We start from the raw sequence: 23,822 nt of genomic DNA on the forward strand, positions 1-23,822 counted from the left end.
CCTCGCGCGTGGGCAGTCCCGTCTCGACGCTCAGCCGCCGCGCAAGACCATCGGCACGGAAGAAGACCGCTTCGAACCGGCGGCCGCCCTCCTTCCGCTCCTCAAGCTGCTGCCCTGCCGCATGGGCCAGTTCTTCCAGCACCTGAAGCGCATAGGCGGTCTTTGCCACCGGATCGGCAAAGCGGCGTTCGGCGATGATGGGGGGAAGGGGGCGGCGGGGAATGAGCGGGTTTTCCGCCTCCCCTGTCAATCGCCGAAGCGCCGTTGCGGCTTCCTCGCCAAAGCGAGCGGCAATGGCAGCGATGGGACGGCTGGCGACATCGCCAACGGTCTTCAGGCCCGCACGCTTGAGGGCGGTTTCGCTCTCCGCCTCCAGCCGGAGCGCCGCCACCGGCAAGCGGCGGACCGCCAGAGCCTCATCCGCAGCCGACACCCTCTGGAACCGCGCCAGCGCCAAGGCTGCATCCGGCGTCCCGGCAAGGGCATGACGCAGGCTCATGCCAAGCCGCGCCATCCGCATCTCGATGTCCCCGGCAAGGCCTGCCTCGCCACCCAGAAGATGCGCGCAGCCCGTAATGTCGAGCACCAGCCCGTCGGGCGCATCCAGGGCCACGGTGGGCGTATAGCGTATGCACCCCAATTGCAGCCGTTCGAGCCACTCCTGATCGGCGCGGGCGTCATGTTCCGCCACCTCCAGGTCCGGCACGCGCGCGCGCGCATCGCCCAGCATCAGCCCGGGGGAGAGCCCCAGCGACAAGGCCGCCTGGTCCACCGCCATCAGACGCATCGCGCCCCTCACCTTTTCGGTAAAAGCGAGCGGGGCGTCAGGCCGTGCGGCGGAGCGGCGGCAAATCCGCAGCCGGTCCGCCGAGAGGAAGGGGAACCATAGCGCCAGAAAGCGCCGGTTCCCGGAAGCTGCATTGGTCACGATCCCACTCCACGCGCCAGCGCATGCCGGCAGGTCCAGCACGGCGGCGCAGCAATTCGATGTCCATGGCCACAGGGCCAGGCGCATTGGCCTCCAGCGCCTGCGAAGGGGCGGCCGAGACCTGCCAGCGCGTCTCCGCCGCGCTAGGCGCAGCCTCCGCATCCACCCGGAGCAGCAATAGCGTGACGCCGGACTTCTCCGCCGCCAGCGTCAAACGCCTGCTCGCGGTCAGATCGAGCGCAGGGGGGCTGCCCCAGCATTCGGCCACCACCACAGCCAATCCCGCACAGCGCGCCGCATCGGCCGCGCAGCGCAGCAAGGTGACCTCATCGGGCGCAAGCGCCAGCAGTATGGCGTCCGGATTGCCGCCAAGTTCGGCAAAGCCGGGCGCATGAAAGCCGCCGCTCCTCCGCTCGGCATTATCGGTCCGCAGCCACAGCAGCGCTTTTCCCGGCTCAAGTGCCCGAAGCGCCAGCATCGCGGCAAACCCCGCCGCACTGGCGGCATCCTCCGGGCTTGCAGCGAACAGCTCGTGCAGCCGCCCTTCAGCCAATCCACCCCCCAGCGCTGCATCCAGAGCCGGATGGCCGGTGGCGAACCGCGCAGCAGCTTCAGCTTGCCGGAATTCGATCCCGGAGACCTGGCGCCGCAAGGCTGCCAACTTTATGCCCGACTCACCCATTGCAAAATGTTCCTGTTATGTTCTTCATAACAGGGGGTGGGGGGTGGGAGTCAAGGATATGTCATTATGAACCCCGTAATGCTTTCCAGCCAGCATCACATCTCCTCGTCGTCCTCATCCTCATCCTCCTCATCTTCTTCCTCTTCATCGATGCCCAGCGCATCTTCCTCATCGGTGTTCAACTGGTCCTCGACCGCTTCGCTGATCAGGTCGAGCTGTTCATAAGTGGCTACGAAATCCGAGGTATCGCCATCCTCATCCTCCAGATGAAGGACATAGCCATCACGCGAACGGCTGATGGAAAATTGAGCCAGGACTTTACTCATTTCATCACTCCAGAACCCGGAAGCATCCGCTTCCTCTCCAAGCCAGGAAAGACAGAACACATTTCGAGGGGCGCGGGTCCGTCAGATTAACCTGCGTTGGTAAGGAATGAGCCCATGCGGCCAGCGGCGCGGGCCGTTGCGGCAGCAAAATCATAACATGTGATACTGCAGCACCGGCATCATCGCCCTACCCTGCGGCTCATGTTCGCAGTGATGCCGTTTCTCGTCAGCCTGCTGATCGGCGCTGCACTGCTGGGCGGCATCTATGCCGCGCGCCGGCGCAATAAGCTCAGCAAACAGGTTGCGGTTGTCCTTGCTCTCTTCATCGTGGTCCTGGTCGCCGCCGTCACCTGGTTCGCGCCGGTTCCCTATATTGTGTGAAGGAACAATCATGTCCGACATTGGCAAGAAGCCCGATCCCCGGCCCGATGAGGAAGACCCCAGCATTCTTCCCACCCATAGCTATGGTCAGCAAAAGGACCGGGGCCCTGCCGATCTTCCCCCGGATGAGGATTATGACGAATCCCAACGCGCCGAAATCCTTGAGGCTGAGGGACGCGGCCCGACCGACGGCACGATCCAGACCGACATTCCTCCCGATATCGACGGCAACCTGACCGACGATGACGAAATAGAGGATGATGAGGATCAGTTGGATATTGTCGAAGATACCGACGAGTCCTTCATCGACCCGGAGGATTGGACCGACGAGGACGAGCCCCGCCGATAAACGGAAGGCGGCGGAACAGTCCCCGGTCAGCAAGCACCGCCTGAGCGGCATTGTGGCCGGGCGCGCCTGTGACACCGCCGCCTGGATGCGTTCCCGCACCGCACATATAGAGTCCCTTTACCGGTCCCCGATAATTGCCGTGCCCGAGCACTGGCCGCGCCGCCCAAAGCTGATCCAATGACATGCGCCCATGCATGATATCACCGCCCGAAAGGCCGAATGTGCGCTCCAGGCCCTTGGGTGAGAGCACCGACCGGCCCAGAATCAAAGCGCGAAAGCCGGGGGCATATTCCTCCACCGTATCGATCACGGCATCCGCTGCCCTGTCTTCTTCCGCGTCCCAGTCACGGCCATCGGGCAGTTCGGGGGCAAAATGCTGGCAGAAGAGGCTCGCCACATGCGCACCCGCTGGCGCCAGGCTGTCATCGACCGTCGAGGGGATCAGCATCTCAACGATGGGCCGCTTCGCCCAGCCCCATAAGCGTGCATCGTTGAAGGCGCGGTCCATATAGTCAAGCGAAGGGGCAATGATGATTCCCGAACGGTGGTGCTCGCCCGGCTCCGGCAAGCAGGTGAAACGCGGCAGTTCGGCAAGCGCCACATTCATGCGAAAGCTGCCGGACCCTGCCTTGTACCCCTTCATCCGGCGGCGGAAATCTGCGGGCAGGTCATCCGGCTCCATCAGCCGCTCATACAGCAGCTTGGGCCCGACATTGGCGATCACGGCCGAGGCTGCAATTTCCTTTCCGTCCTGTAGGCGGACACCTGCGACCTCTCCGCCATCCACCAGCACCTGCTCCACGGGCGCCTCGAGCCGGATGTCCACTCCCACAGTCCGGCACGCCTTCGCCATCGCCTGCGTCAGAGTCCCCATTCCGCCGATGCAGTGGCCCCAGGCGCCTTTGGTCCCGTTCACCTCGCCAAAAACGTGATGCAGCATGACATAGGCGCTGCCCGGCGTGTCGGGACTGGCATAATTTCCGACCATGGCATCAAAGCCAAAGGCCGCCTTGATCGGCTCGCTTTCAAACCAGCCGTCCAGAAAATCGCGCGCGCTCTTGGTGAAAAGGTCCAGCAGGTCGCGCTGTTCCGCAAGGGACAGACCGCGCAACCGCCGCACCTGCAAGGCTCCCTCGACAAGGGCCCTCAATCCATCCCCTGCATTGGGCGGGGCCCGCAAGACCATGTCACGCAGCAGCCCCGCCGCTGTCTCGAGCGCATCCAGATAGGCGGGCAGCACTTGCGCATCATGCATCGAAAAGCGCTGGAACTCCGCCTGGGTCCGCTCCAGCCCTCCGCCCATTTTGAGGTAATTGCCTTCGCCCAAAGGCAGGAAATTGGCGATCGGCCTTTCGATCACCCGATAGCCATGGTCGGCAAGGGCCATGTCCCGGATGACCTTGGGCTGAAGCAGACTGACCGTATAGCTTGCCGTGCTGTTGCGGAAGCCGGGATGAAACTCCTCCGTCACGGCCGCGCCGCCAATCACATGCCTGCGTTCGAGGATGCAAATCTTGAGCCCGGCACGAGCAAGGTAGAACGCACATACCAAACCATTGTGCCCGCCGCCGACGATCAGAACATCCGGATTTTCATGGGAGCGAGCCATTGCGGTTCCATTGCGCTGGAGTAATGGAATGGATCGCGCTAATGCCGCGCAAAATGGGTCGTCCAGCTGTTTTACGAGCGTATAACAACTGGAAAAAATGCACAATATGGGTTAGGGCCAGGTTCATGAGTTCAGGGCTTGGTTATCACTGATGAACAGAGCTTCCTTTTCCCGGGAAGCCGCTGATTTCCGGCGGCAGGCAATGATTGACGCCACCGCTGCCTGCCTTGCGGAAAAAGGGGTGGGCGGCACGTCCGTTCGTGCAATCTGCCTGCGCGCTGGGGTGTCGTCCGGATTGCTGCGCCATTATTTCGATGGCGTTGATGCCCTGATCGCCGAGACATATCGCGCCACGACGGTCCGCATGGCTCAAACCGTCGCGGCGGCGGTCGCCGAGGCCGGAGAAGACAAGCGGGCGCGTCTTATCGCCTATGTCACCGCCAATTTCCGTTCCCCCATCGCGGACCCGGCGGTGCTTTCGACTTGGATCGCCTTTTGGAGCCTGGTCCGCAGCGATCCCGAAATCGCGGCGATCCACAAGGAAAGCTATGCCGCATTCCGGGCCGAGCTGGAAGCGTTGCTGGCGGATTGCGGCCTTCCCCCGGCGCAGAGGGGACCGGTCGCCATCGCCTTGACGGCCTTGGTAGATGGCCTCTGGCTGGAATTATCACTCGATTCCTCGACCCTTTCCGGCGATCAGGCAAGCGCGATCGCCATTCGCTGGGTCGACACGCTGCTGGGCCAGCCGGAATTAGGCTGAACATTGTGCTGGAGCAGGATTCTCCGCGTTGAAATCACTCGTCTATTTCCGTTCGTGTCGAGCGAAGTCGAGACATGTTCATGCGAACCAAGGTCCCTCGACTGCGCTCGGGACGAACGGAGACGAAGCAATCCAACTAAAGATGGTCTAAGCCTGATCTGCGGGCATTTTCGGCAGCACCAGCTTTGCGCATAATCCCCTCTCCGGGCGGTTGGAGAGACGCAATTCCCCGCCATGCTCAGCCATGATCGCCCGGACCAGCGCCAGCCCCAATCCTGCACCGCCCGTATCGCGGCTGCGCGACTCCTCGATTCGCGTGAAGGGCTCCATCATCTCCGCCATGCGATGCTCGGGCATGCCGGGCCCGTCGTCCGTCACATCAATATGGATGTCCTCAGCATGCCGATGCAGTTCGACATGGGCATGGCCACCATATTTGAGGGCATTTTCAATGAGGTTCCGAAGCGCCCGCTTCATTAGCTGGGGCTTGACCGACACGACCAGACGGTCGCTTTCGGCCAAGGAGACATTGCGGCCCAGCTCAATGAAGTCCTCCACAACAGCATCGGCCAGCGCCGCCAGATCGACCCGCTGAACCGGCTCCATGCTCCGCCCCGCGCGCGCCAGGGACAATATGTCGTCGAGCGTGCGGTTCATCTCCAGGATGGTCTCGGTCATGCGCGCTCTTTCGCCCTCATCCTCCACCGACTCCGCCCGTACCCGGAGCGAGGCGAGGGGCGTGCGCAGATCGTGGCCGATGGCGCCCAGCATCCGGTCTTTTTCCGTCAGCATCGCCAACAAACGCGCCCGCATGGCATTGAAGGCCGTGGTAAGACGCCGGACGTCCCCGGGCCCCCTTTCCTGCACCGGTTCGGCAGCACCCGTGGTCGCGAACTGCTCGGCTGACCGCGTGAGGTCCTTGAGCGGCCTTCCAATGCGCCGTCCAACGAACAGCAGCGGCACGAGCACGATGACATAGAGCACCAGCGTCTGACCGATCAGCCAGCCGACAAAGCGGGGAGCGCCACGCGGCAAACGCGTCTCAGCCGTCACCCAGCGATCGGGCGCAAGCTGTACGGAAAGAAAAAGCGCATCGCGGGGAGGCGGCATGCCGTGCATGAAGCGCCGGTGCCCCTCACCGGCCCAGCGCGGGTTGCGGAACGGCCGCTTCCGCTCCACCGCCCGGATCGCCAGAATATTCGCTCCGGCTTCTTCGAGAAGCGTTCTTGCCCGGCGTTCGATGTCGGGCCTGCGCTTCCCGGTGAGCTCGGGCGTCACGCTCGACCAACTGATCCGCTCGGTCCTACCCGGAAACCTTTCACGCCGGTCTATTGCATCGAGGATCCGGGCTGCCGCCGGAGCGCTCGCGATCGCCAGTAATTGCCGTTCCCGCTCGCGATAGAGCAGCGCGAAATTCAGCGCCTGCGCCACGAACAGGGCAATGGCGACAACAAGGATGATCTGGCCCGCAAGGCTGGAGGGCGTGATCCGCCGCAGGAGCTTCATCAGAGCTTCCGCACGTCGGCGGCCAACGTGTAGCCGCCGCCCCATACAGTCTTGATGAGGCGCGGGTTCTTGGGATCCTGCTCGATCTTGCGGCGAAGGCGGCTGATCTGATTGTCTATCGCCCGGTCGAAGATATTCGCCTCACGCCCCTGGGTGATGTCCAGCAACTGATCGCGGCTCAGCACCTGATTCGGCCGGGTCGCAAAGGCGAGCATCAGATTATATTCAGCCGTGCTGAGCGGCACGGCCACACCCTCCTGATCCACCAATGTCCGTTCGCCGGTTTTCAGCACCCAGCCTTCGAAACTGTAATTGGATCCATCGGTATGCTGACGAATGCCTCCCGCCGCCACACGCCGGAAAATCGCCTTGATCCGCGCCACCAGTTCGCGAGGCGAAAAGGGCTTCAGCACATAATCGTCGGCGCCCATTTCAAGGCCGATGATCCGGTCCGTCTCCTCCGATTTCGCGGTGAGCAGAATCACCGGCAGATCGCCATTCTCCCTGATATGGCGGCAGAGGCTGAGGCCATCCTCGCCCGGCATCATGATGTCCAGCACCACCAGGTCAATCGCATTTCCCGCAAGCCTGGTCCGCGCTTCCGCGGCATTGGCGGCCGCCGATACCCGGAAACCATTGCGTGACAGATATTGGGCGAGCGGCTCCCGGATCGAGCGCTCGTCATCTACCAACAGTAAATGGGGTTTGTCGTTCATGGACCGAGCTTACCGTCATACGCGCTCGAAACAAGGAAGGGCAAAGGCATCGAAGCCTCCGCCCTTCCGGTTTCGAACCGATCCCAAGGGAGAGGGGGGACAGATCAGTTCGAAGGTGTCTTGGTGCCTTCCTGCATGCGCTTCTTCATGGCGTCGCGAACGGCCTGCCGCTCAGCCTGGGTCACGGTGCCGTCCTTGTTGGCATCGGCGCGTTCGAACATCTCCAGTGGCTTGGCCATGAATTCGGCTTTGGTCAGGACGCCGTCCTTGTTCGCGTCCATCATCGCCACACGGCCGCCGTGCATGCCGCCGCCCCAATGAGGCTTGGGGCCGGGGCCGCCCATGCCATGATGGTCGCCGCGCCGCTCCTTGCGAGCCTCATGCGCGGCCTGCATCTCGGCCTTGCTGATCTGGCCGTTTCCGTCCTTGTCCATTTCGGCGAAACGCTTGTCGAACCGCGCCTGACGGGCGGCGTCGCGCTCCTCCTGCGTGACCTTGCCGTCACCATTCTTGTCGAGTTCGGCAAAGCGCTTCTCGAGCGACGCGGTGAGCTCCGCCTTGGTCACATTGCCATCGGCATTGGCGTCCGCGCGCATAGCCTTGCCCTGAGGTGCGGCCAGCGCAACGCCGCCCGCAAAAATCATCCCGCCCAGCGCGGAAGTGATAAGCCAACTCTTCTTCATAAAGGTCCTTGATCATTGATCCCAGCCGGACCAACCGTCCCGCCTTGATCCGCTTATGGCCCGTCTTTGTCGGGAAAATATGTCAGCGGGACAGCGAAATTGTCGCAAATTGTATCAGCCGGAGAGACGCGATCAGGCGCAAATGGTTCCGTCGGCAGGTGCAATGAAGAGGGGAGTTGGAGCGGGTAGCGGGGATCGAACCCGCATCACAAGCTTGGAAGGCTAGTGCTCTACCATTGAGCTATACCCGCAAGGCGTTCGCCAGTGCCACGACAAGGACCGACTCGTCAACCTAAACTCGCCGGAACTTTCCGATTGAGGCGCTCAATAAAATTGCCAGTTGGCCACCATGAACGCCACCAGCGCGGCAAGGGCGAGCCAGATCGCGATGATCATGACCGCGCCCGCGCGGCTCATCGGGCGATGGGTCTCCGCCTCTGCCATTCTTTTATATTCCGCCCAGAGAGACTTGGGGATAAGCTGCGTGAACAGCCATATGCCTATGGGCAGAATGACAAGGTCGTCGATCAGTCCCAGGACCGGCACGAAATCGGGAATGAGATCGATCGGCGAAAGCGCACAGGCGGCGACCAGCGCGCCGAAGATGCGCACCGGCAGGGGCGTGCGCGGATCACGCACGGCGAACCAGACGGCGTGGGCATCCACCCGCACGCCTTGAATAAATCGCTTGAGGCCGCTGCCTTTGGGTTTGCCTTCCATCGCTTCTCCTTTAAGGCTCTCGACCCATGATTGAAATTGTTTCCGCAAAGGTCGAGCGCTGGAAAGTCGACGGCGCATTCATCATCAGCCGGGGCGCAAAGACCGACGTCGATGTCGTTGTCTGCGAAGTGACGGACGGCACCCATATCGGCCGGGGCGAAGGCACCCCCATCTATTACGAAGGCGAAACGGCGGAGCTTTGCGCCGACGCCATCCTGATGCGGGGGAAACAGCGGCGGAAGATCACGCGCGAGGACCTGCTCGACAGCATGATGGAGGGCGCGGCCCGGAACGCGCTCGACTGTGCGCTTTGGGACCTGGAGGCGAAGCAGGCGGGGAAACCGGTCTGGCAGCTCGCGGGCCTGCCGCAGCCGCAGCCGCTTGGCACGGCCTTCACCATCAGCCTGGCCGATCCCGCCAAGATGGAGGCCGATGCCCGCGAGGCCGCGAAGACGTACAAGCTGCTGAAATGCAAGCTGACCGGCGAAGGCGACCGCGAGCGGGTCGCTGCCGTCCGCAAAGGGGCACCCGGAGCGCGCTTGATCGTCGACGCCAATGAAAGCTGGGATGAGCTGGACATCGAGGCGGAGGCGCATGCCCTCGCCGCGTTCGGCGTGGAACTGATCGAGCAGCCGGTGTCGGCGGGGGAAGAAGACCTGCTGCTCGGCCTCAACTCACCCATCCCTTTCTGCGCGGACGAAAGCTGCCACACACATGAGGATCTCGACCGGCTTGAGGGCTATCAGGCGGTCAATATCAAGCTCGACAAGGCGGGCGGCCTGACCGAGGCCATGCTGCTGGCGGAAAAGGCGCGGATGCGGGGGCTGGACATCATGGTTGGCTGCATGCTGGGCACCTCGCTCGGCATCGCCCCGGCCTTTCTGCTGGGGCAGAAGGCGAAATGGGTCGACCTGGACGGCGCGTTGCTGCTGGCGAAGGACCGGAAGGGCGGATTGAAGCAGGCGAGCGGCTTGCTTCAGCCGGGTAGCCTGTGGGGAGAGGGCGCGTAAGGGTTCGCCTGTTAAATAGGAAATTGTTGCGGCGGGAATTTCCTACAGCCGCGGCATTTTCGGGCTTTACAGGGGAAAGAGCCGGAGTGGCCATAGCTCCCGGAGGACAGAACTTTTTATGTCCGCTGTCGACCAAAAGTCGCCGTCTAGCTCGTCCTGTAACTGACTTCAGAGCGGACTGTGCGGGAACAAAATGAGTGTTGATCCCCAAACAAGCGACGACATACAGAAAATCCCTGCGGCGAATGCGTTGGCGCTGTAAGGTAGGACTTTGCGACGCAGGCTCAGCCATGTCGCCAATGCCAAGGCGATAAAGAGCAAACCTATCATCCACGGAGGGAACGTTGCGGGAGGAATGAGCAGCGACACATGCAACAGCATCCCGAAACAGACTGCGCCTACGGTGGGCTTCATCCAGTCAGCGAAACCTTTCAACTGAACTCCAGTCTGATTTCAAGCAATCATGGCGCAAAGCTGCCTGTCCGAAAACCACCCGAAGCCGCCGGGCCTCTAACCCGCCTCAAGCCGCCACGTCGTAAGGCTGGATCTCGCCCGACAAATACAGGTTCCGCGCCTTGGACCGGCTCAATTTGCCTGAGCTGGTGCGGGGCAAGGTGCGCGGGGGGACGAGTTCCACCACGCAGTTCATGCCGGTGATCGACCGCACCTTTTCCTTGATCTGGTCGCGCAGGCGGGTGCGTTCGGCATTGTCCGAAGTGCGACAATGGACCAGCACGGCGGGCGTTTCCTCGCCGCCGGGCGTGGTGATCGAAAAGGCGGCGATGTCGCCGGCCTTGAAGCCCGGAAGCTGCTCCACGGCCCACTCGATGTCCTGCGGCCAATGGTTCTTGCCATTGATGATGATCATGTCCTTGGCGCGGCCGACAATGTAGAGATAGCCCTCCGACATATAGCCCATGTCGCCGGTATCGAGCCAGCCGTCGACCAGACAGGCCTCCGTGGCTTCCGGGTCACGGAAATAGCCGGTCATGATCGAGGGACCCGTCGTCCACACCTTGCCGATCTGCTTTTCGGGTAGGATCGTACCGTCTTCATCACGGATTTCGACCACCATGTCCTTGGCAGGCTTACCGCAATTGACGATGGCGCGGTAACGCGGCGGGCGGTCCTGCGCGCTTTCGCCGCCGGAAAGGTCGGTTTCCTCGACCAGCTCGACAACGATGCCCTCGCCCGGCGGCATGATGGTGACGGCGAGCGTCGCCTCTGCAAGACCATAGCTCGGCAGGAAAGCAGAGGCCGAAAAGCCCGCATCGGCAAACGCGTCGACAAAGCCCTGCATGACGTCCGGGCGGATCATGTCTGCGCCATTGCCCGCAATCCGCCAGCGGGACAGATCGAAGCGGTCCGACGCCTTGGTCTGGCTCGACATGCGGCGGGCGCAGATGTCATAGCCAAAGGTCGGGGAATAGCTGATCGAGGTGCCCGGATTGCGGCTGATGAGATCGAGCCAGGCAAGCGGGCGGCGGGCGAAATCCTCTGTCTTCAGATAGTCGACCGAGACCTGGTTCGCGACAGGCGAAAGGAAGCAGCCGACCAGGCCCATGTCATGATACCAGGGCAGCCAGCTTATGCAGCGGTCGGTTTCCGTGACCTCCATGCCATGACTGTGGGCGGAAAGATTGTTGAGGAGCGCATGGTGCGTCACCGCGACGCCATGCGGGAAGCGGGTCGAGCCGCTCGAATATTGCAGATAGCAGATGTCTTCGGTGCCGGCCTGCGGCAGGGGCGTCTGATGCGCCTTCAGGACCATGAAATCCTCATAGGTCCGCCCATCCACATTACAGGCCCGCGCCGCATCGCCCGCCATGTCGGCAAGCTCCGTCGGGTAGACGAGCATCCTCGGATCGCAGCTTTTGAGCTGCACCGAAAGCTGGTCGATATAGCTTTCCTTGCCGCCAAAGCTGGTCGGCAGCGGCAGCGGCACCGGCCAGGCGCCCGCATAGACAATGCCGAAGAACATCGCCGCGAAATCAGCGCCGGTTTCGGCCACAAGCGCGATGCGGTCCTGCGGGCGGACACCCTCTGCGACCAGGCGGTAGGCGCATTGCAGCGCGTCCTCACGCAACTGGGAGAAGGGATAGGGCCGCGCCAGATTGCCGCGCGGATCATAGAAGTTGAAACCGCGCTGGCCGCGAGCCGCATAATCCAGCGCCTCACCCAGCGTGTCAAAGTCGGAAAAGCGCCGCGGCAAGCCGTCATGCGTCGGCGTTGCGGACGGTGCGGCGTCCCGAACCATCACATTGGCATTCTGCAATTCCGGTTGCTCCCTTATCTATCCGAAACGCGGCTGCTCTTCCTGCGCTATTGCGCCGAAACTGTCCAGCCCGTGCTAGCGTGCGCTTTTAGACCAGAAGGCGCGTTCAAATTCCGGCCCGACTGTGGCATAATCGTGGCGCGTGGTTAGAGATTATAACAGCAAGAAAAAACCTGCCCTGAACGGCGAACGGCTGGAGCAGCTAGCACTCCATTATGCCGGACGGTACGCCACGACGCGGGCGAAGCTGGCGGCCTATCTTCAACGTAAATTGCGCGAACGGGGATGGGACGGCGACCGTCCGCCCGACGTGGAAGGGCTGATCGCCCGGTTTGCCGAGCTGCGTTATGTGGACGACACCGCCTTTGCGGCCATGCGGACGGCTTCCCTCGGCCGCCGCGGCTATGGCGCCCGCCGGATCGAGGAGAACCTGCGCGCGGCGGGTATTGAAGAGGCGGAGCGGGATACCGCCCGGCGGATGGCAGAAAAGGACCAATGGCGTGCGGCCGAAGCCTTCGCCCGCAAAAGGCGGATCGGCCCTTTCGCTGCGGAGGCGGCCGACCGGGAGAAGCAGCAGAAACAGATCGCGGCTTTTCTGCGCGCGGGCCATGACTTTGATCTGGCGAGACGCTTTGTGCAGGCGGAGCCTGGGGAAGAGATGGAGGAATAGTGGGAAGGGAGAAATAATTCCGTCGTCCCTGCGCAGGCAGGGACTCCGCTGCCTTGTCTCCATTCCGGCAAGAAAAGCGGGGTCCCCGCCTGCGCGGGGACGACGACGGGGGCGATGTGATTTATGCAAAGATCGGCCCTTGCAAAGATTCAGCCTATGCGGGGACGACGGGAATGGTGAACGAATCTTAGGCCAAACCCGTCACCCGATCCGCGACAAAAGGGTTGGTTTGCCGCTCATGCGCGAAATTGCTCATGGGGCCGTGACCGGGCACGAAGGCGGTTTCGCCGCCAAGTGGCCAAAGCTTTTTCGTGATCGCGTCGATCAGATCCTGATGATTGCCGAGTGGGAAATCCGTGCGCCCGATCGAGCCCTGGAACAGCACGTCCCCGACAATCGCCAGTTGAGAGGGCCGGTGGTAGAAGACGACATGTCCCGGCGTGTGCCCGGGACAGTGGATGACGTCCAGCGTCAGATCGCCAACGCTGACCTTCTCACCGTCATGCAGCCAGCGGTCCGGCTCGAACACCGCGCCGTTGACGCCATAGTTGCGGCCATCCTCGTCAAGCCGGGCGATCCAGAAGCGGTCCGCCTCATGCGGTCCTTCAATGGGAACGCCCAGTTCCCTGGCCAATGTTCCGGCTTCACCGCAATGGTCGATATGGCCATGGGTGATGAGGATTTTTTCAATCTCAACCCCCTGCTGCTTCGCGGCAGCCTTCAGACGGTCGAGGTCGCCGCCCGGATCGACAAAGGCGGCCTTGTTGGTAGCCGTACACCAGAGCAGGGTGCAGTTCTGCTGCAAGGGCGTCACGGGGATGATGGCGGCTTTGAGCGGGGGCGTTGTCATGCCGCCTATGTGGCGGACGCCTAGGAGATTCGCAAGCTGGCGCCGATATAGGCGACGCTTCAAATTTGCCGGACCTCCGCAGGGGCGACGGATTGTTTACAAGCCACTATCCCAGCTTCCGGCCCGCCCAGATCACCCGGCCGATCACATCCACCAGTGCGGGGTCAATATCTTCCCAGTCGGGATAATGCGGATTGTCGCTGCGTACCGAAAAGCGGCCCCTCACCAATCCCATCGCCACCCGCTTCACCATGAGCGTATCATCGAGCCGCAGGACATAGATGCCGTCGCGCAGCCGCACGGCGCCATCCGCCCGGTCGACCAATATGTCATCGCCATGGGAAAGCGTCGGCGCCATCGAATCGCCATCCACCCTTATCATTGAGAGACCGGCGGGGTTGGCGCCCAATTCCCTCAACCATTTCTCGTCAAAGGCCATCCTGCCCGCCGGCCGCTCGCTCTGGTCGAGCGATCCCGCCCCGGCTGATGCGCCAAGATCATATTGCGGCACCAGCACCATGCCCTTTGCCCCGCGCCCGGCAAGGGCAGCCGGTGCTTCCTCCGGCCCGCCGAGGAGATGTTCGTCGACACCGAAATAGCGGGCAAGCGTGCGCCGGTCGGCCTCATCCAGCTTCCTGGGGCTGCCCCGCTTGATATATTGCTGAATATAGGCGGCATTCCGCCCGATGAGCTTGGACAGCGCGCCATAATTCTCCCGCCGCTCATGAACGAGGCGATCCAGAAAGGCGCGGGCCTGGAGATTGTCCATGAGGCACATCATACCGGCAGGATTTTTCCTAGACAAGTAGGAAATATCATCTGAAATAGGAAAAACCCTATACGACTCAAGGAGCCTTGCCATGCACCTGCTGCGATCCATCGAACGCTTTCTGCGCCAGACCGGCATGGCGCCCACCCAGTTCGGCCGCGCGGCCGTGCGGGATCCGCGGCTGGTCTTTGACCTGCGCAATGGCCGGGAACCGGGGGAACGCGTAAAAAGAAGAATAGAACATTTCATGAACATTAATGCGAGGGAGCAACGCTGATGATGATGTCACCGGTAAAGAGAGATCCGCATGCGCGGCTATTGCGCCTGCTGCTGGCCATGGCCGGGGAGGGAGCGGAGATTCTGTCTTCTTCGAGCCGTTCCTGGTCTAGCGCCACGTTCAGCGGCGCACGTCACAAGGCAGTGCTGAAGATATCGGGGGGCGATGCCCATGTGCGGGCCGGGCAACTGGCCGCGAAATTGCCTGAGGCCGAGTTCCAGCTGCCTGGTCATATCGTGGCCGATGCGGTGGTCGAGGCATGGACGTGGGAAAGCGGGAAAGCGACAATGGAACTTGCATTGCTGACCGTGGAGGATTGGTAGAGGTAAAGGAAGCATCGGTCGCCCCGGCGCAGGCAGGGCGCCACTGCTTTCTTCAATTTGAACGCAAAGCGGGATCCCTGCCTGCGCACGGGCGACGGACATTTCTACCGGAGCCCTCATGAAAACAACGCCAAACTTGCAACTCCGGCCAGAGCGGCGTAGCGGCTTTTCATGGTTCGACAACCCAAAGGCGCGGTAGTCCTTCTGTCGGGAGGGCTGGACTCAATGGTCTCTGGTGCATTGGCGCGAGAGCAGGGCTTTGTCCTGCACGCGCTTACCATCGACTATAATCAGCGCCACCGGGTTGAACTCGAAGCGGCGGCAAGGATCGCCAAGGTCCTGAATGCCGCCTCGCACATCGTGCTGCCGCTTGACCTGAGGACCTTTGGCGGCTCGGCCCTGACGAGTGAAATCGACGTGCCCAAGGAAGGCGTAGGCACCGCCATTCCCATCACCTATGTTCCCGCCCGGAACACGATATTCCTCTCGCTTGCCCTGGGTCTTGCCGAGGCGAGGGACGTGCGCGACATCTTCATTGGGGTCAATGCGCTCGATTATTCGGGTTATCCCGACTGCCGGCCCGAATTCATCCGGTCCTTCGAAATCACAGCCAAATTGGGAACCCGCGCCGGAGTGGAGGGCGAGAGCTTCACTATCCACGCCCCGCTCCAGCATATGAGCAAAGCGCAGATCGCGGCCGAGGCGCGCCGTCTGGGAATGGACGCCGGCCTCAGCTGGTCCTGCTATGATCCGACGAGCGATGGCAGGCATTGCGGCCTGTGCGATAGCTGCCGCTTGCGCCACAAGGGCTTTGAGGAGGCGGGGCTGCCCGACCCGACGGTGTACGCGACGCTGCCATGACCTATGCCGTGAAGGAGATGTTCCTTACCCTTCAGGGAGAAGGGATGCAGGCCGGGCGCCGTGCCGTATTCCTGCGCTTTGCCGGGTGCAATCTCTGGTCAGGACGCGAGCAGGACAGGGCAGAGGCCGTCTGCCGCTTTTGCGATACCGATTTTGTCGGGACGGATGGCGACGGTGGCGGCAAGTTTTCCGGCGCCGAGGCGCTGGCCGATGCTGCGTTGAAGCTGTGGGGTGATGCGGAAGGCCGCCCCTTCATCGTGCTGACCGGCGGCGAGCCGATGCTGCAGATCGATGATCCGCTCATCAGGGCACTTCACGCCCGGCAGTTCGAGATCGCCATGGAAAGCAATGGCACGCTTCCCGCCCATCCCGATCTGGACTGGGTATGCATCAGTCCCAAGGCGGGCAGTGAGATTGTGCAGCGGTCCGGCAATGAACTGAAGCTCGTCTGGCCGCAGCCGGGCAGCAATGTCGAGGCGATGGAAAACTGGACCTTCGACCATTTCCTGGTCCAGCCGCTCGACGATGAAAATGCCGCGGCCAACCATCAGGCCGCGATTGATTTCGTCATGGCCCGGCCGAAATGGCGCCTGTCGGTGCAGACGCATAAATATCTTGGACTGCGGTAGAGGCCATCCGCGTCCATGATCACCTCTCCCATATGGCTGCCCGCGACACTGATCGCCGGATCGGTGCAGGCATGGCGCACGGCGGTGCAGCAGCGGGTCCGGGCGACGCTGTCGGTCAACGCCGCAGGGCTTGTCCGCTATCTGTTCGGCTTGCCGGTGGCATGGCTGCTGCTCAGCCTTTATGAAGGCTTTATCGCCAGGGACCCGTTTCCATCGCTCGGAGCGATGTTCCTGCCCTATGCGGCCGCAGCGGGTCTGGCGCAGATACTGGCCACCAATTTGCTGATCATGGCTTTTGGTTACCGGAATTTCGTCGCCGGAACCGCCTATTCGAAGACCGAGGCCCTGCAAGGAGCGATCCTTGCCTTCCTGTTGTTGGGCGAGGTGCTTAGCCCGTTGAGCTGGCTCGGCATTTTGGTGGGCATTGCGGGCGTCCTGATCTTGTCCCTGGGCGGCAAGCATGTCGGTTTCGCTGGTCTCGTCCAAGCCTTGGGGGACAAGGCCGCGATCTGCGGCATCGCATCGGGTTTCCTGTTCGCCATGACCTCTGTGGCGGTCAAGGGCGCTACGCTTCAGGTGGCCACGCCGGACAAGGTCCAAGCCGCGCTCATCGTGCTGGCAACCACGGTTTTCCTGCAGACGCTGATGCAAGGCGGCTATATTTTCTGGCGGGAGAAGGACCAGTTTGCAAAGATCGTCCATAGCTGGCGGGTCGCGAGCCAGGTGGGGCTGCTCGCTTCCCTCGGCTCTGCCTGCTGGTTCACCGGTTTCGCCACCGCGCCCGTCGCGCTGGTGCGGATCGTTGGTCAGGTCGAGGTGATCTTCACCCTGGCCTTTGCCCATTTCTATCTGCGCGAAAGGCTGACCCGCTCCGAGGCAATGGGATTGGCGCTGGTGGCGATCGGTGTGATCCTGGCGCTGCTTGGATCAGGACTTCGATAGCCCATTGCCAATCCCGGCAGGAAAAGGCTAAGCGCTGCGCATGGGAATCCTCGGCAAGATCTTCACCTGGTGGGACGGCGCCACCATCGGCACCTCGCTCTATAGTGCCCGGCATGGCACGAAAGTAGGCGAAGACCATCTGGGCAATATCTATTATCGCGGCAAGGATGATCGCCGCTGGGTCATCTATAATGGCTCCAACGACGCCAGCCGGGTGCCGCCCGAATGGCATGGCTGGCTGCACCACACATTTGACGAGGTGCCCGAAAGCTTTCTGCCGCCGCCGCGCATCTGGGAAAAGGAATCCGCCCCCAATCTCACCGGCACGCCGCAGGCCTACCGGCCGCAGGGCGCGCTGGAGGCGGGCGGCCGCCGTGCCGCCGCCACGGGCGATTATGAGGCATGGAGCCCCGACGCATCATGAGGGGTGGACTGGCGGGAGCGGTCCTGCCTGCTCTGCTTCTGGCTGGATGCAGTGACAAGCTGCCCACCGACAACCAGACCAATGAAGGTCCGGTGAGGCTGGAAAACGCTGCCGAGCCGACGGCGAACCGCAGCCAGGCCGCCGACCTGCCGGGCACGCCCATGGCGGAACGGGAAGCCGTCATCGGACTCCTCAACAAGCGCAATGGCCTGACCCGCGATCTCAGCATGAAGCCGGGCGAGGCGCTGCGCGTCGGCAAGGCAATTGTTCGCCTGCACGCTTGCGAAACCACTGCGCCCTGGGAAGAAGTGCCCGAAACCGGTGCTTTCGTGCAGCTTGACGTTCAGGGGAACGATAAGAAATGGCGGCGCGTCTTTTCAGGCTGGCTGTTCAAGGAACGCCCGGAACGCAATGTGGTCCAGCACGAAATTTATGACGTCTGGGTCAAGAGCTGCACAATGACCTGGCCGGAAACCGGCCCCGGCACCACCAAGGTTGGCAAGACCGGATCAGCCGCAGGGGCAAGCGAATCCAGCGCGGAAAAATCTCCGGCGGAAGGCACGACAGAAGCCAATGAGGCACCGCCTGCGCCCCCCACAGCCGCCGCGCCCGCCCCGGCCAATGCCGAATCCAGCAACGACAGATAGCGCGCCTGGCTGATCTCCACCGCGCCTAGCGAGCGCAGATGATCGGTCATGAACTGGCAATCCAGCAGTTCGAACCCACCCGCCTTCAGCCGCGCCACCAGCCATGCCAGAGCCACTTTCGAGGCGTCGGTTTCCCGGCTGAACATGCTTTCCCCGAAAAAGGCGCGCCCCAGGGATATTCCATAGAGTCCGCCCACCAGCCGGCCGCCCGTCCAGCATTCGATGCTATGGGCGTAGCCCATCTGGAAAAGGGACAGGCACGCGTCGGCGATCGGTCCGTTGATCCAGCTTTCCGGCCGGCCCGGAGTCGATTGCGCGCAAGCCGTCAGCACTGCGGGAAAATCCCGGTCGGCCGTCACCTGGAACTTGTCGGACCGGATGGTCTTGCGCAGCGAACGGGAAATATGCAGTCCCTCCAGCGGCAGGATGGCCCGTTTCTTGGGTTCCACCCAGAAGATTTCCGGATCATCCCTGCTGTCGGCCATGGGAAATATCCCCATCGCATAGGCCCGCAGCAGGATATTGAGATCAATGGTCATTGGAGAAAAGGTAAGCAAAGATTTCGCCGCGCGCCAGTAGGCGGATGATTCGACCCGTTGGTAATTTGGGTAGGCCGGGCTCTACCCCGCTACCCGCAATTCCCCTTGGTTAACGTCGGGGCCTTTTACATTCACCACAGCCGCTTGCCGGACGTTAACCATATAAAGGACAGATATGCTGCCCTTTCCAAAACTGGCATGAGCCCTGCTTACCCCTCTCGATATATGCATTTCGATAAGGGGGAAATGATCATGCGTCTGGATAAGTTGTTGTTGCTATTGCCTATAACCCTGCTGCTCTCCGCCGCACCGGCGCATGCGACCGGAAGCTGGTGGGGGCACAAGCATTATCCAGGATGTGGCCATGGCGGTTCCAGTTCGACCAGTTCTTCATCGGGCGGCAGCAGCAGCTTTGGCGGGTCTTCGTCCACGACTTCTTCTAGCTCCAGCTCGTCTTCGTCTTCCTCGAGCTCGAGCAGCGGCGGGTCTTCGGGTGGATCAAGCGGCGGCACCGCCGTACCTGAGCCTGCGGATTTCGCATTATTTGCGGCGGGCGTAGTAGGCCTTCTGGTCGGCCGCCACGGCAGCCGCAAACGCGCAGCCCGGCGCGAAAGGAAATAACCGGTTTGAGGGTGGGCCAAAGATTTTCCAGTTGACGGGTCCGGGGGGCATGTCCCAACTGCGGGACATGAGCGGAACCTTGAAGCGGCTGGAAAACACCATCAAGGAGCGCCGGGTCGCTGACCCGGCGCTTTCCTATGTCGCCAAGCTGCGGGCCAAGGGACGCGCCAAAATCGCGCAGAAGCTTGGCGAGGAAGCGGTCGAAACCGTCATCGCGGCCATGCAGGGTGATGCGAAGGGCGTGACCAGCGAGGCCGCCGATCTCCTTTTCCATCTCGCGGTGCTGTTGGACGACCTCAACCTCAGTTTCGATGATGTCCTGGCGGAGCTTGACCGGCGGGAGGGCGTTTCCGGCATTGATGAAAAGGCCGCGAGAAAAACGGAGTAGAGCCGATGCCAGTCGATGCGACCAAGCCCTATGACAATCAGAACATCTTCGCGAAGATCCTGCGCGGCGAAATCCCCTGCAAGAAAGTTTATGAGGATGATTTCGCGCTCGCATTCCACGACATCAATCCGCAGGCGCCCACGCATATATTGGTGGTCCCCAAGGCCCCCTATGTGAGCTGGGACGATTTTTCAGCCAAGGCAGGCGACGCCGAGATCGCGGGCTTCATCCGCGCGGTGGGAAGCATCGCACGGGAAGCCGGGCTGGTTGAGAGCGGTTACCGCCTGCTCGCCAATGCCGGCCCCAACAGCCATCAGGAGGTGCCGCATCTCCATGTGCATATATTCGCGGGCCGTCCGCTTGGACCGATGCTGGCGAGATAACCGCACCGGCAGATATTGAGTTGGAAACGACAGGGCTGCTTTCCCTCTCCAGTGGGAGAGGATATGGTGGCTTGGCCACTTGAAGCCCAGCCAGAGCTAGTGAGGGGTTGTGCCCTATCAGTAGCGCTGGAGCCTTCACCCAACTGCGACCGATCAGGTCGGCCCAAGTCTGCGTATTGCTTTCCCCCACTGGAGAGGGATCAGACTGACTAGCCAACCCATTGCCGACCCTTGTAATATACTTGCGCGGCCGGAATTTGGCGGTAATCTCTGCGCCATAAAGGGGATAGCGGACCCGGCGGTTCGCCCTGTGCAGAAAGACTCATGCATGATCTTTGGCCGCGTTAAGCCGCTCGACGCCATTCTTGCCACCGCAGAGAAAAAATCACTTGTCCGAACCCTGGGGCCCGTCCAGCTCACGCTGCTGGGCGTAGGCGCCATCATCGGGACCGGCATTTTCGTGCTGACAGCGGAAGCCGCCCAGAAGGCGGGGCCCGGCATGATGCTGAGCTTTGTCATCGCGGGCTTCGTCTGCGCAGTGGCGGCGCTTTGCTATTCGGAACTGGCCTCCATGGTGCCGGTATCGGGTTCGGCCTACACCTATACCTATGCAGTGATGGGTGAGTTGCTGGCCTGGATGGTAGGCTGGGCCCTGGTGCTGGAATATGCCGTCGCGGCAAGCGCCGTATCGGTGGGATGGTCCGGCTATTTCGTCGGCCTGCTCAAAAGCTCGCTTGGCATCGAAATACCCGCCGCACTGGCGACCGGACCCTATGCCGGGGGCGTGGTTAACCTCCCGGCGCTGATCATTGCGCTCCTCGTGACTTGGCTGCTGATGATCGGAACGACGGAAAGCGCCCGCTTCAACGCGGTGCTGGTGGCGGTAAAGGTAGTCGCGCTCAGCGTTTTCGTCGCCATCACCATCCCCATGATTAATGGCGCTAATTTTGAGCCCTTCGCTCCAAATGGCTGGGCCGGCACCGGCGGCAGCGGCCTTGGCGTGGTGGGCGCGGCAGCCTCTATCTTCTTCGCCTATGTGGGCTTCGATGCCGTTTCGACGGCGGCCGAGGAAACGAAAAATCCGCAGCGCAACGTGCCCATCGGCCTTATCGGATCGCTTGGCATTTGTACCGTCTTCTACATATTGGTGGCGGCGGGCGCGATCGGCACGATCGGCGCACAACCAGTGACAGGTCCTGGCGGCGAGATATTGGCGCCGGGCACCCCTGCCCTCGCTGAACAGTGCCAGAGCCTTGCCGCCATTGGCCGCGAACCGCTTGTCTGCTCTCGCGAGGCACTGGCCCATGTATTGCGGCAATTGGGCTGGGAGCAGGTCGGCAACCTCATCGGGCTGGCCGCCTTCCTTGCCCTGCCTTCGGTCATCCTGATGATGCTGTTCGGTCAGACGCGCATCTTCTTCGTGATGGCGCGCGACGGCTTGTTGCCGGAAAAGCTGGCCTCAGTCCATCCGCGCTGGAAGACGCCGCATGTCGTGACCGCCATCACCGGCGCTTTCGTGGCGGTGGCAGCAGCATTCCTGCCGGTGGGACAGCTGGCAGATGTGTCGAATTCGGGCACCCTCTTCGCCTTTTTCATGGTCGCACTGTCAGTGATGATCCTGCGCCGCGCCGACCCGCACCGGCCCCGCCCCTTCCGTACGCCTGCCGTCTGGATCGTCGCGCCGCTGGCGATCATCGGCTGCGTTGGCCTTTACGCGAACCTGCCCTTCGAGGCGAAGATGGTGCTGCCCGTGTGGGGCGGCATCGGCCTGGCGCTTTACTATGCCTATGGCTACCGCAAGAGCCATGTTGGAAGAGGCATTGTCGACGTGCATGAGGAGGACCGGGACGTGCCGCCCCAGCCCGTCCCACCCCTTCCCGGCGCGCCAACGCCGGGCGGCAAAGAGGCCTGACGGCGCCGCCGAGGACAAGCGCTGGACCAAGAAGTCAGGACGATCCGGCTTCTTCAACTGGCCTATAGGCAAGCTTCCATCTTTTGATTTTGGCAGCAAGCCTCCGCACTACGAAAATGAAGCTATAATCCGGGGGAGAATCATGACTGATCGAGACGACATCCTGTCGCCCGAAAAACTGGGGTTCGATGTCGAGCTGCTCATCGGCCTGCTGAAATTGTCGGGCATGATCGGCCGGCCCATGCGGGAAGGCATTGCCATCAAACATGGCCTTTCGATCAATGAACTGCGTGTATTGATGTGCGTCGGCGGAGAAGGGCCGGTCGCCGGTCACGACATTTCCGAAATCATGTCCATCGCTCCCATGAATGTCAGCCGTGCGCTTGCCGCGCTTGATGAAAGGGGCTGGCTGACGCGCGAGGATAATGACGATAATCGCCGCCGCCGCCCGGTCAGCCTTAATGATGCCGGGTGGGAGGTTTTGGGTTCAATGATCCCGGACGTCCGGCTGATCGCTGAACATATTTTCGCGACCATGCGCAGAAATGATCGCAGCAAGCTGCTTGAACTGGTGGAAAAGGTGAACGGCCAGATCGGCCAATGGGCAAGCCCTGCCGAAAATGAAATGCTGGAGAGAAATATTCCGGTGCACAACTGACCGGGGCCTGTCCCCGGCGCTGACGCAGGACACCCCAAGCCAGGCCTTGCAATATTGCGCAGCTATTGGATGCTTGCCCAATGGCCGGTGAGTCGTTGGCCCTCCGGCCCTATTACAGGAGGGAAGGCAGAAATGGCTGCTCCGGAACATCGCGATTGGAAGGGCGAAGACGGCAGACGCTGGCTTGAGCACATCGACCGCCTGGAAACCATGGTGGCGCCCGTGGGCGACGCGCTAATCGCAAGGGCGCGCTTCAAACCGGGCGAAACGGTTGTGGATGTGGGCTGTGGCGGCGGCCTCACCAGCCTCGACATTGCGAGGCTCGTTGCTCCCGGGGGGAAGGTATTGGGCGTCGACATCGCACATATGCTGATCGAAAGGGCCGAACAGCGCGCTTGGGAACAAGGCGTTGAGAATGTCGAGTTCTACTGCGCGGACGCTGAAAACGCCCAATTGCCGATGACCGGATTCGACCGGCTGTTCGCCCGTTTTGGCGTGATGTTCTTTCGCGACACGACGGCTGCCTTTTCCCATATGCGAAGCTGGCTCGCCCCGGGAGGATCGATCATCTTTTCCTGCTGGGCTCCGGTAGAGGAGAATATCTGGTTCACGGATGTCGCGCAGGTCGTCAGCCGCTACATCACGCTTCCCGAACATCAACCCGACGATCCGGGTCCCTTTCGCCTGTCCGATCCCGATGTCACCAGAGGGATGCTGGAACGGGCGGGCTATACCGGCATCGGCATCGAGCCCTGGCGAGGGAAGCAGCCGGTGGGTGGCAAGGGTGCATGCCCAAGCGCCGCCGCCGATTTCCTTATGACGGCCCTGCCGATCGCGGCCTCGGTTTCAAAACTGGACGCTTCTGTACGCAATGACCTGAAAGGAGATCTGGAGATGATGCTGGCGCCGCGCTACCGCGAGGGATCCGTAATGATCGAGGGCGCCGCCTGGTTCGTGACCGCGTTCAATCCAGGCTAGTCCGCA

At 62.1% G+C, this 23,822-nt stretch carries 30 protein-coding genes, 2 tRNA genes and 1 pseudogene; 18 read left to right on the top strand and 15 right to left on the bottom strand.

All coding sequences use genetic code 11. The features are described from left to right. Window positions 1–56: 56 nt before the first annotated feature. Window positions 57–137 (bottom strand) — tRNA-Leu (locus VJS46_RS08595). Here VJS46_RS08595 and VJS46_RS08600 point away from each other — a divergent pair. Further along, window positions 122–889 carry a hypothetical protein gene (locus VJS46_RS08600; RefSeq protein ID WP_324059525.1) on the top strand — a complete coding sequence of 256 codons (768 nt, stop codon included), beginning with the start codon at window positions 122–124 and terminating at the stop codon, window positions 887–889. The two genes, VJS46_RS08595 and VJS46_RS08600, sit on opposite strands and share 16 nt — an antisense overlap. Here the strand turns inward: VJS46_RS08600 and VJS46_RS08605 are convergent. Both VJS46_RS08605 and VJS46_RS08610 read right to left on the bottom strand, forming a co-directional pair. Beyond that, the gene (locus tag VJS46_RS08605) at window positions 825–1,610 is read right to left on the bottom strand and encodes a hypothetical protein (protein WP_324059527.1); all 786 of its coding nucleotides are present in this window, start codon (window positions 1,608–1,610) and stop codon (window positions 825–827) included. The genes VJS46_RS08600 and VJS46_RS08605 overlap by 65 nt on opposite strands. Window positions 1,611–1,705: 95 nt before the next feature. Beyond that, window positions 1,706–1,936: a hypothetical protein gene (locus VJS46_RS08610; protein ID WP_324059530.1), complete on the bottom strand. Its 231-nt coding sequence runs from the start codon at window positions 1,934–1,936 to the stop codon at window positions 1,706–1,708. 201 nt (window positions 1,937–2,137) lie between these two features. Here VJS46_RS08610 and VJS46_RS08615 point away from each other — a divergent pair, with 201 nt between their 5' ends. Next, the gene (locus tag VJS46_RS08615; protein WP_324059532.1) at window positions 2,138–2,317 is read left to right on the top strand and encodes a hypothetical protein; all 180 of its coding nucleotides are present in this window, start codon (window positions 2,138–2,140) and stop codon (window positions 2,315–2,317) included. Between the two features lie 10 nt (window positions 2,318–2,327). After that, window positions 2,328–2,666, top strand: a complete 339-nt coding sequence (locus VJS46_RS08620; RefSeq protein WP_324059534.1) for a DNA primase — start codon at window positions 2,328–2,330, stop codon at window positions 2,664–2,666. Here the strand turns inward: VJS46_RS08620 and VJS46_RS08625 are convergent. Then, window positions 2,620–4,275 (bottom strand): NAD(P)/FAD-dependent oxidoreductase, encoded by a 1,656-nt coding sequence (locus VJS46_RS08625; RefSeq protein WP_324059536.1) that lies wholly within the window; start codon window positions 4,273–4,275, stop codon window positions 2,620–2,622. The two genes, VJS46_RS08620 and VJS46_RS08625, sit on opposite strands and share 47 nt — an antisense overlap. A 151-nt stretch (window positions 4,276–4,426) precedes the next feature. Here VJS46_RS08625 and betI point away from each other — a divergent pair, with 151 nt between their 5' ends. Then, complete coding sequence (gene betI, locus VJS46_RS08630) at window positions 4,427–5,035, top strand: transcriptional regulator BetI (protein ID WP_324059538.1); 609 nt, start codon at window positions 4,427–4,429, stop codon at window positions 5,033–5,035. Window positions 5,036–5,182: 147 nt separating this feature from the next. Here betI and VJS46_RS08635 read toward each other — a convergent pair whose 3' ends face one another. The 5 genes from VJS46_RS08635 to VJS46_RS08655 form a co-directional block, all read right to left on the bottom strand. Next, a complete protein-coding gene (locus VJS46_RS08635) occupies window positions 5,183–6,541 on the bottom strand; it encodes a sensor histidine kinase (protein ID WP_324059540.1) in 1,359 nt (452 codons plus the stop codon). Beyond that, the gene (locus tag VJS46_RS08640; protein ID WP_324059542.1) at window positions 6,541–7,257 is read right to left on the bottom strand and encodes a response regulator; all 717 of its coding nucleotides are present in this window, start codon (window positions 7,255–7,257) and stop codon (window positions 6,541–6,543) included. The genes VJS46_RS08635 and VJS46_RS08640 overlap by 1 nt, the downstream gene beginning before the upstream one ends. 104 nt (window positions 7,258–7,361) lie before the next feature. Then, entirely contained in the window at window positions 7,362–7,940 is a 579-nt protein-coding gene (locus tag VJS46_RS08645) for a calcium-binding protein (RefSeq protein ID WP_324059543.1), read from the bottom strand. Between the two features lie 177 nt (window positions 7,941–8,117). Continuing rightward, a tRNA-Gly gene (locus VJS46_RS08650) sits at window positions 8,118–8,191 on the bottom strand. 73 nt (window positions 8,192–8,264) lie between these two features. Beyond that, window positions 8,265–8,660 carry a YkvA family protein gene (locus tag VJS46_RS08655; protein WP_324059545.1) on the bottom strand — a complete coding sequence of 132 codons (396 nt, stop codon included), beginning with the start codon at window positions 8,658–8,660 and terminating at the stop codon, window positions 8,265–8,267. Window positions 8,661–8,686: 26 nt separating this feature from the next. On the opposite strand from VJS46_RS08655, the gene dgcA reads away from it, so the two are divergent. After that, entirely contained in the window at window positions 8,687–9,670 is a 984-nt protein-coding gene (gene dgcA, locus VJS46_RS08660; protein ID WP_324059547.1) for an N-acetyl-D-Glu racemase DgcA, read from the top strand. Between the two features lie 520 nt (window positions 9,671–10,190). On the opposite strand, the gene VJS46_RS08665 is transcribed toward dgcA, so the two are convergent. Further along, window positions 10,191–11,927 (bottom strand): fatty acyl-AMP ligase, encoded by a 1,737-nt coding sequence (locus tag VJS46_RS08665; RefSeq protein WP_324059735.1) that lies wholly within the window; start codon window positions 11,925–11,927, stop codon window positions 10,191–10,193. A gap of 160 nt (window positions 11,928–12,087) precedes the next feature. Here VJS46_RS08665 and VJS46_RS08670 point away from each other — a divergent pair, with 160 nt between their 5' ends. Next, window positions 12,088–12,615, top strand: coding sequence for a regulatory protein RecX (locus tag VJS46_RS08670; protein ID WP_324059548.1), 528 nt, complete (start codon window positions 12,088–12,090; stop codon window positions 12,613–12,615). A 187-nt stretch (window positions 12,616–12,802) separates the two neighbouring features. Here the strand turns inward: VJS46_RS08670 and VJS46_RS08675 are convergent, their stop codons facing one another. Both VJS46_RS08675 and VJS46_RS08680 read right to left on the bottom strand, forming a co-directional pair. After that, window positions 12,803–13,465: an MBL fold metallo-hydrolase gene (locus VJS46_RS08675; RefSeq protein WP_324059550.1), complete on the bottom strand. Its 663-nt coding sequence runs from the start codon at window positions 13,463–13,465 to the stop codon at window positions 12,803–12,805. A gap of 106 nt (window positions 13,466–13,571) precedes the next feature. Continuing rightward, window positions 13,572–14,234, bottom strand: coding sequence for a S24 family peptidase (locus tag VJS46_RS08680; RefSeq protein ID WP_324059552.1), 663 nt, complete (start codon window positions 14,232–14,234; stop codon window positions 13,572–13,574). A 91-nt stretch (window positions 14,235–14,325) separates the two neighbouring features. Here VJS46_RS08680 and VJS46_RS08685 point away from each other — a divergent pair, with 91 nt between their 5' ends. From VJS46_RS08685 to VJS46_RS08710, 6 genes are all read left to right on the top strand, one after another. Further along, the gene (locus VJS46_RS08685; protein ID WP_324059554.1) at window positions 14,326–14,511 is read left to right on the top strand and encodes a hypothetical protein; all 186 of its coding nucleotides are present in this window, start codon (window positions 14,326–14,328) and stop codon (window positions 14,509–14,511) included. After that, window positions 14,511–14,834 carry a hypothetical protein gene (locus VJS46_RS08690; RefSeq protein ID WP_324059556.1) on the top strand — a complete coding sequence of 108 codons (324 nt, stop codon included), beginning with the start codon at window positions 14,511–14,513 and terminating at the stop codon, window positions 14,832–14,834. The genes VJS46_RS08685 and VJS46_RS08690 overlap by 1 nt, the downstream gene beginning before the upstream one ends. 171 nt (window positions 14,835–15,005) lie before the next feature. Continuing rightward, window positions 15,006–15,695: a 7-cyano-7-deazaguanine synthase QueC gene (gene queC / locus VJS46_RS08695; protein ID WP_324059558.1), complete on the top strand. Its 690-nt coding sequence runs from the start codon at window positions 15,006–15,008 to the stop codon at window positions 15,693–15,695. Further along, entirely contained in the window at window positions 15,692–16,324 is a 633-nt protein-coding gene (gene queE / locus VJS46_RS08700; protein ID WP_324059560.1) for a 7-carboxy-7-deazaguanine synthase, read from the top strand. Before queC ends, queE begins: the two co-directional genes overlap by 4 nt. Before the next feature lie 15 nt (window positions 16,325–16,339). Continuing rightward, window positions 16,340–17,266 (top strand): DMT family transporter, encoded by a 927-nt coding sequence (locus tag VJS46_RS08705; RefSeq protein ID WP_324059562.1) that lies wholly within the window; start codon window positions 16,340–16,342, stop codon window positions 17,264–17,266. A gap of 40 nt (window positions 17,267–17,306) precedes the next feature. Next, a complete protein-coding gene (locus VJS46_RS08710; protein ID WP_324059564.1) occupies window positions 17,307–17,690 on the top strand; it encodes an NADH:ubiquinone oxidoreductase subunit NDUFA12 in 384 nt (127 codons plus the stop codon). Here VJS46_RS08710 and VJS46_RS08715 read toward each other — a convergent pair. Then, on the bottom strand, window positions 17,660–17,968 hold the full coding sequence (locus tag VJS46_RS08715) for a hypothetical protein (RefSeq protein WP_324059743.1): 309 nt from the start codon (window positions 17,966–17,968) through the stop codon (window positions 17,660–17,662). The two genes, VJS46_RS08710 and VJS46_RS08715, sit on opposite strands and share 31 nt — an antisense overlap. Between VJS46_RS08715 and VJS46_RS08720 the strand changes: the two are divergent. Further along, window positions 17,918–18,085, top strand: a pseudogene (locus tag VJS46_RS08720) (DUF2155 domain-containing protein); the annotation flags it as partial. The gene VJS46_RS08715 and the pseudogene VJS46_RS08720 overlap by 51 nt on opposite strands. Window positions 18,086–18,120: 35 nt before the next feature. Here the strand turns inward: VJS46_RS08720 and aat are convergent. Together aat and VJS46_RS08730 are read right to left on the bottom strand one after the other, a co-directional pair. Continuing rightward, entirely contained in the window at window positions 18,121–18,876 is a 756-nt protein-coding gene (gene aat, locus VJS46_RS08725) for a leucyl/phenylalanyl-tRNA--protein transferase (RefSeq protein WP_324059566.1), read from the bottom strand. Window positions 18,877–19,223: 347 nt separating this feature from the next. Beyond that, window positions 19,224–19,517, bottom strand: a complete 294-nt coding sequence (locus VJS46_RS08730; protein WP_324059568.1) for a hypothetical protein — start codon at window positions 19,515–19,517, stop codon at window positions 19,224–19,226. Window positions 19,518–19,564: 47 nt separating this feature from the next. On the opposite strand from VJS46_RS08730, the gene VJS46_RS08735 reads away from it, so the two are divergent. The 5 genes from VJS46_RS08735 to VJS46_RS08755 all read left to right on the top strand — a co-directional run bounded on the left by VJS46_RS08735 (window position 19,565) and on the right by VJS46_RS08755 (window position 23,816). Next, entirely contained in the window at window positions 19,565–19,885 is a 321-nt protein-coding gene (locus VJS46_RS08735) for a phosphoribosyl-ATP diphosphatase (RefSeq protein ID WP_324059736.1), read from the top strand. Between the two features lie 5 nt (window positions 19,886–19,890). After that, window positions 19,891–20,268 (top strand): histidine triad nucleotide-binding protein, encoded by a 378-nt coding sequence (locus VJS46_RS08740; RefSeq protein ID WP_324059570.1) that lies wholly within the window; start codon window positions 19,891–19,893, stop codon window positions 20,266–20,268. Window positions 20,269–20,596: 328 nt separating this feature from the next. Continuing rightward, on the top strand, window positions 20,597–22,180 hold the full coding sequence (locus VJS46_RS08745; protein WP_324059572.1) for an amino acid permease: 1,584 nt from the start codon (window positions 20,597–20,599) through the stop codon (window positions 22,178–22,180). A 142-nt stretch (window positions 22,181–22,322) separates the two neighbouring features. Beyond that, window positions 22,323–22,838, top strand: a complete 516-nt coding sequence (locus VJS46_RS08750) for a MarR family winged helix-turn-helix transcriptional regulator (protein WP_324059574.1) — start codon at window positions 22,323–22,325, stop codon at window positions 22,836–22,838. Between the two features lie 132 nt (window positions 22,839–22,970). After that, a complete protein-coding gene (locus tag VJS46_RS08755) occupies window positions 22,971–23,816 on the top strand; it encodes a class I SAM-dependent methyltransferase (RefSeq protein WP_324059576.1) in 846 nt (281 codons plus the stop codon). The last annotated feature ends 6 nt before the right edge of the window (window positions 23,817–23,822 follow it).

This window comes from Rhizorhapis sp. (genome assembly GCF_035276005.1).
GTDB lineage: Bacteria > Pseudomonadota > Alphaproteobacteria > Sphingomonadales > Sphingomonadaceae > Rhizorhapis.

Excerpts from the sequence above, each read along its gene's own strand:
- VJS46_RS08600 (WP_324059525.1), top strand. The coding sequence starts at position 122 with ATGGGCCAGTTCTTCCAGCACCTGAAGCGCATAGGCGGTCTTTGCCAC.
- VJS46_RS08605 (WP_324059527.1), bottom strand. The coding sequence starts at position 1,610 with ATGGGTGAGTCGGGCATAAAGTTGGCAGCCTTGCGGCGCCAGGTCTCC.
- VJS46_RS08610 (WP_324059530.1), bottom strand. The coding sequence starts at position 1,936 with ATGAGTAAAGTCCTGGCTCAATTTTCCATCAGCCGTTCGCGTGATGGC.
- VJS46_RS08615 (WP_324059532.1), top strand. The coding sequence starts at position 2,138 with ATGTTCGCAGTGATGCCGTTTCTCGTCAGCCTGCTGATCGGCGCTGCA.
- VJS46_RS08620 (WP_324059534.1), top strand. The coding sequence starts at position 2,328 with ATGTCCGACATTGGCAAGAAGCCCGATCCCCGGCCCGATGAGGAAGAC.
- VJS46_RS08625 (WP_324059536.1), bottom strand. The coding sequence starts at position 4,275 with ATGGCTCGCTCCCATGAAAATCCGGATGTTCTGATCGTCGGCGGCGGG.
- betI (WP_324059538.1), top strand. The coding sequence starts at position 4,427 with ATGAACAGAGCTTCCTTTTCCCGGGAAGCCGCTGATTTCCGGCGGCAG.
- VJS46_RS08635 (WP_324059540.1), bottom strand. The coding sequence starts at position 6,541 with ATGAAGCTCCTGCGGCGGATCACGCCCTCCAGCCTTGCGGGCCAGATC.
- VJS46_RS08640 (WP_324059542.1), bottom strand. The coding sequence starts at position 7,257 with ATGAACGACAAACCCCATTTACTGTTGGTAGATGACGAGCGCTCGATC.
- VJS46_RS08645 (WP_324059543.1), bottom strand. The coding sequence starts at position 7,940 with ATGAAGAAGAGTTGGCTTATCACTTCCGCGCTGGGCGGGATGATTTTT.
- VJS46_RS08655 (WP_324059545.1), bottom strand. The coding sequence starts at position 8,660 with ATGGAAGGCAAACCCAAAGGCAGCGGCCTCAAGCGATTTATTCAAGGC.
- dgcA (WP_324059547.1), top strand. The coding sequence starts at position 8,687 with ATGATTGAAATTGTTTCCGCAAAGGTCGAGCGCTGGAAAGTCGACGGC.
- VJS46_RS08665 (WP_324059735.1), bottom strand. The coding sequence starts at position 11,927 with ATGGTTCGGGACGCCGCACCGTCCGCAACGCCGACGCATGACGGCTTG.
- VJS46_RS08675 (WP_324059550.1), bottom strand. The coding sequence starts at position 13,465 with ATGACAACGCCCCCGCTCAAAGCCGCCATCATCCCCGTGACGCCCTTG.
- VJS46_RS08680 (WP_324059552.1), bottom strand. The coding sequence starts at position 14,234 with ATGGACAATCTCCAGGCCCGCGCCTTTCTGGATCGCCTCGTTCATGAG.
- VJS46_RS08685 (WP_324059554.1), top strand. The coding sequence starts at position 14,326 with ATGCACCTGCTGCGATCCATCGAACGCTTTCTGCGCCAGACCGGCATG.
- VJS46_RS08690 (WP_324059556.1), top strand. The coding sequence starts at position 14,511 with ATGATGATGTCACCGGTAAAGAGAGATCCGCATGCGCGGCTATTGCGC.
- queC (WP_324059558.1), top strand. The coding sequence starts at position 15,006 with ATGGTTCGACAACCCAAAGGCGCGGTAGTCCTTCTGTCGGGAGGGCTG.
- queE (WP_324059560.1), top strand. The coding sequence starts at position 15,692 with ATGACCTATGCCGTGAAGGAGATGTTCCTTACCCTTCAGGGAGAAGGG.
- VJS46_RS08705 (WP_324059562.1), top strand. The coding sequence starts at position 16,340 with ATGATCACCTCTCCCATATGGCTGCCCGCGACACTGATCGCCGGATCG.
- VJS46_RS08710 (WP_324059564.1), top strand. The coding sequence starts at position 17,307 with ATGGGAATCCTCGGCAAGATCTTCACCTGGTGGGACGGCGCCACCATC.
- aat (WP_324059566.1), bottom strand. The coding sequence starts at position 18,876 with ATGACCATTGATCTCAATATCCTGCTGCGGGCCTATGCGATGGGGATA.
- VJS46_RS08735 (WP_324059736.1), top strand. The coding sequence starts at position 19,565 with ATGAGCGGAACCTTGAAGCGGCTGGAAAACACCATCAAGGAGCGCCGG.
- VJS46_RS08740 (WP_324059570.1), top strand. The coding sequence starts at position 19,891 with ATGCCAGTCGATGCGACCAAGCCCTATGACAATCAGAACATCTTCGCG.
- VJS46_RS08745 (WP_324059572.1), top strand. The coding sequence starts at position 20,597 with ATGATCTTTGGCCGCGTTAAGCCGCTCGACGCCATTCTTGCCACCGCA.
- VJS46_RS08750 (WP_324059574.1), top strand. The coding sequence starts at position 22,323 with ATGACTGATCGAGACGACATCCTGTCGCCCGAAAAACTGGGGTTCGAT.
- VJS46_RS08755 (WP_324059576.1), top strand. The coding sequence starts at position 22,971 with ATGGCTGCTCCGGAACATCGCGATTGGAAGGGCGAAGACGGCAGACGC.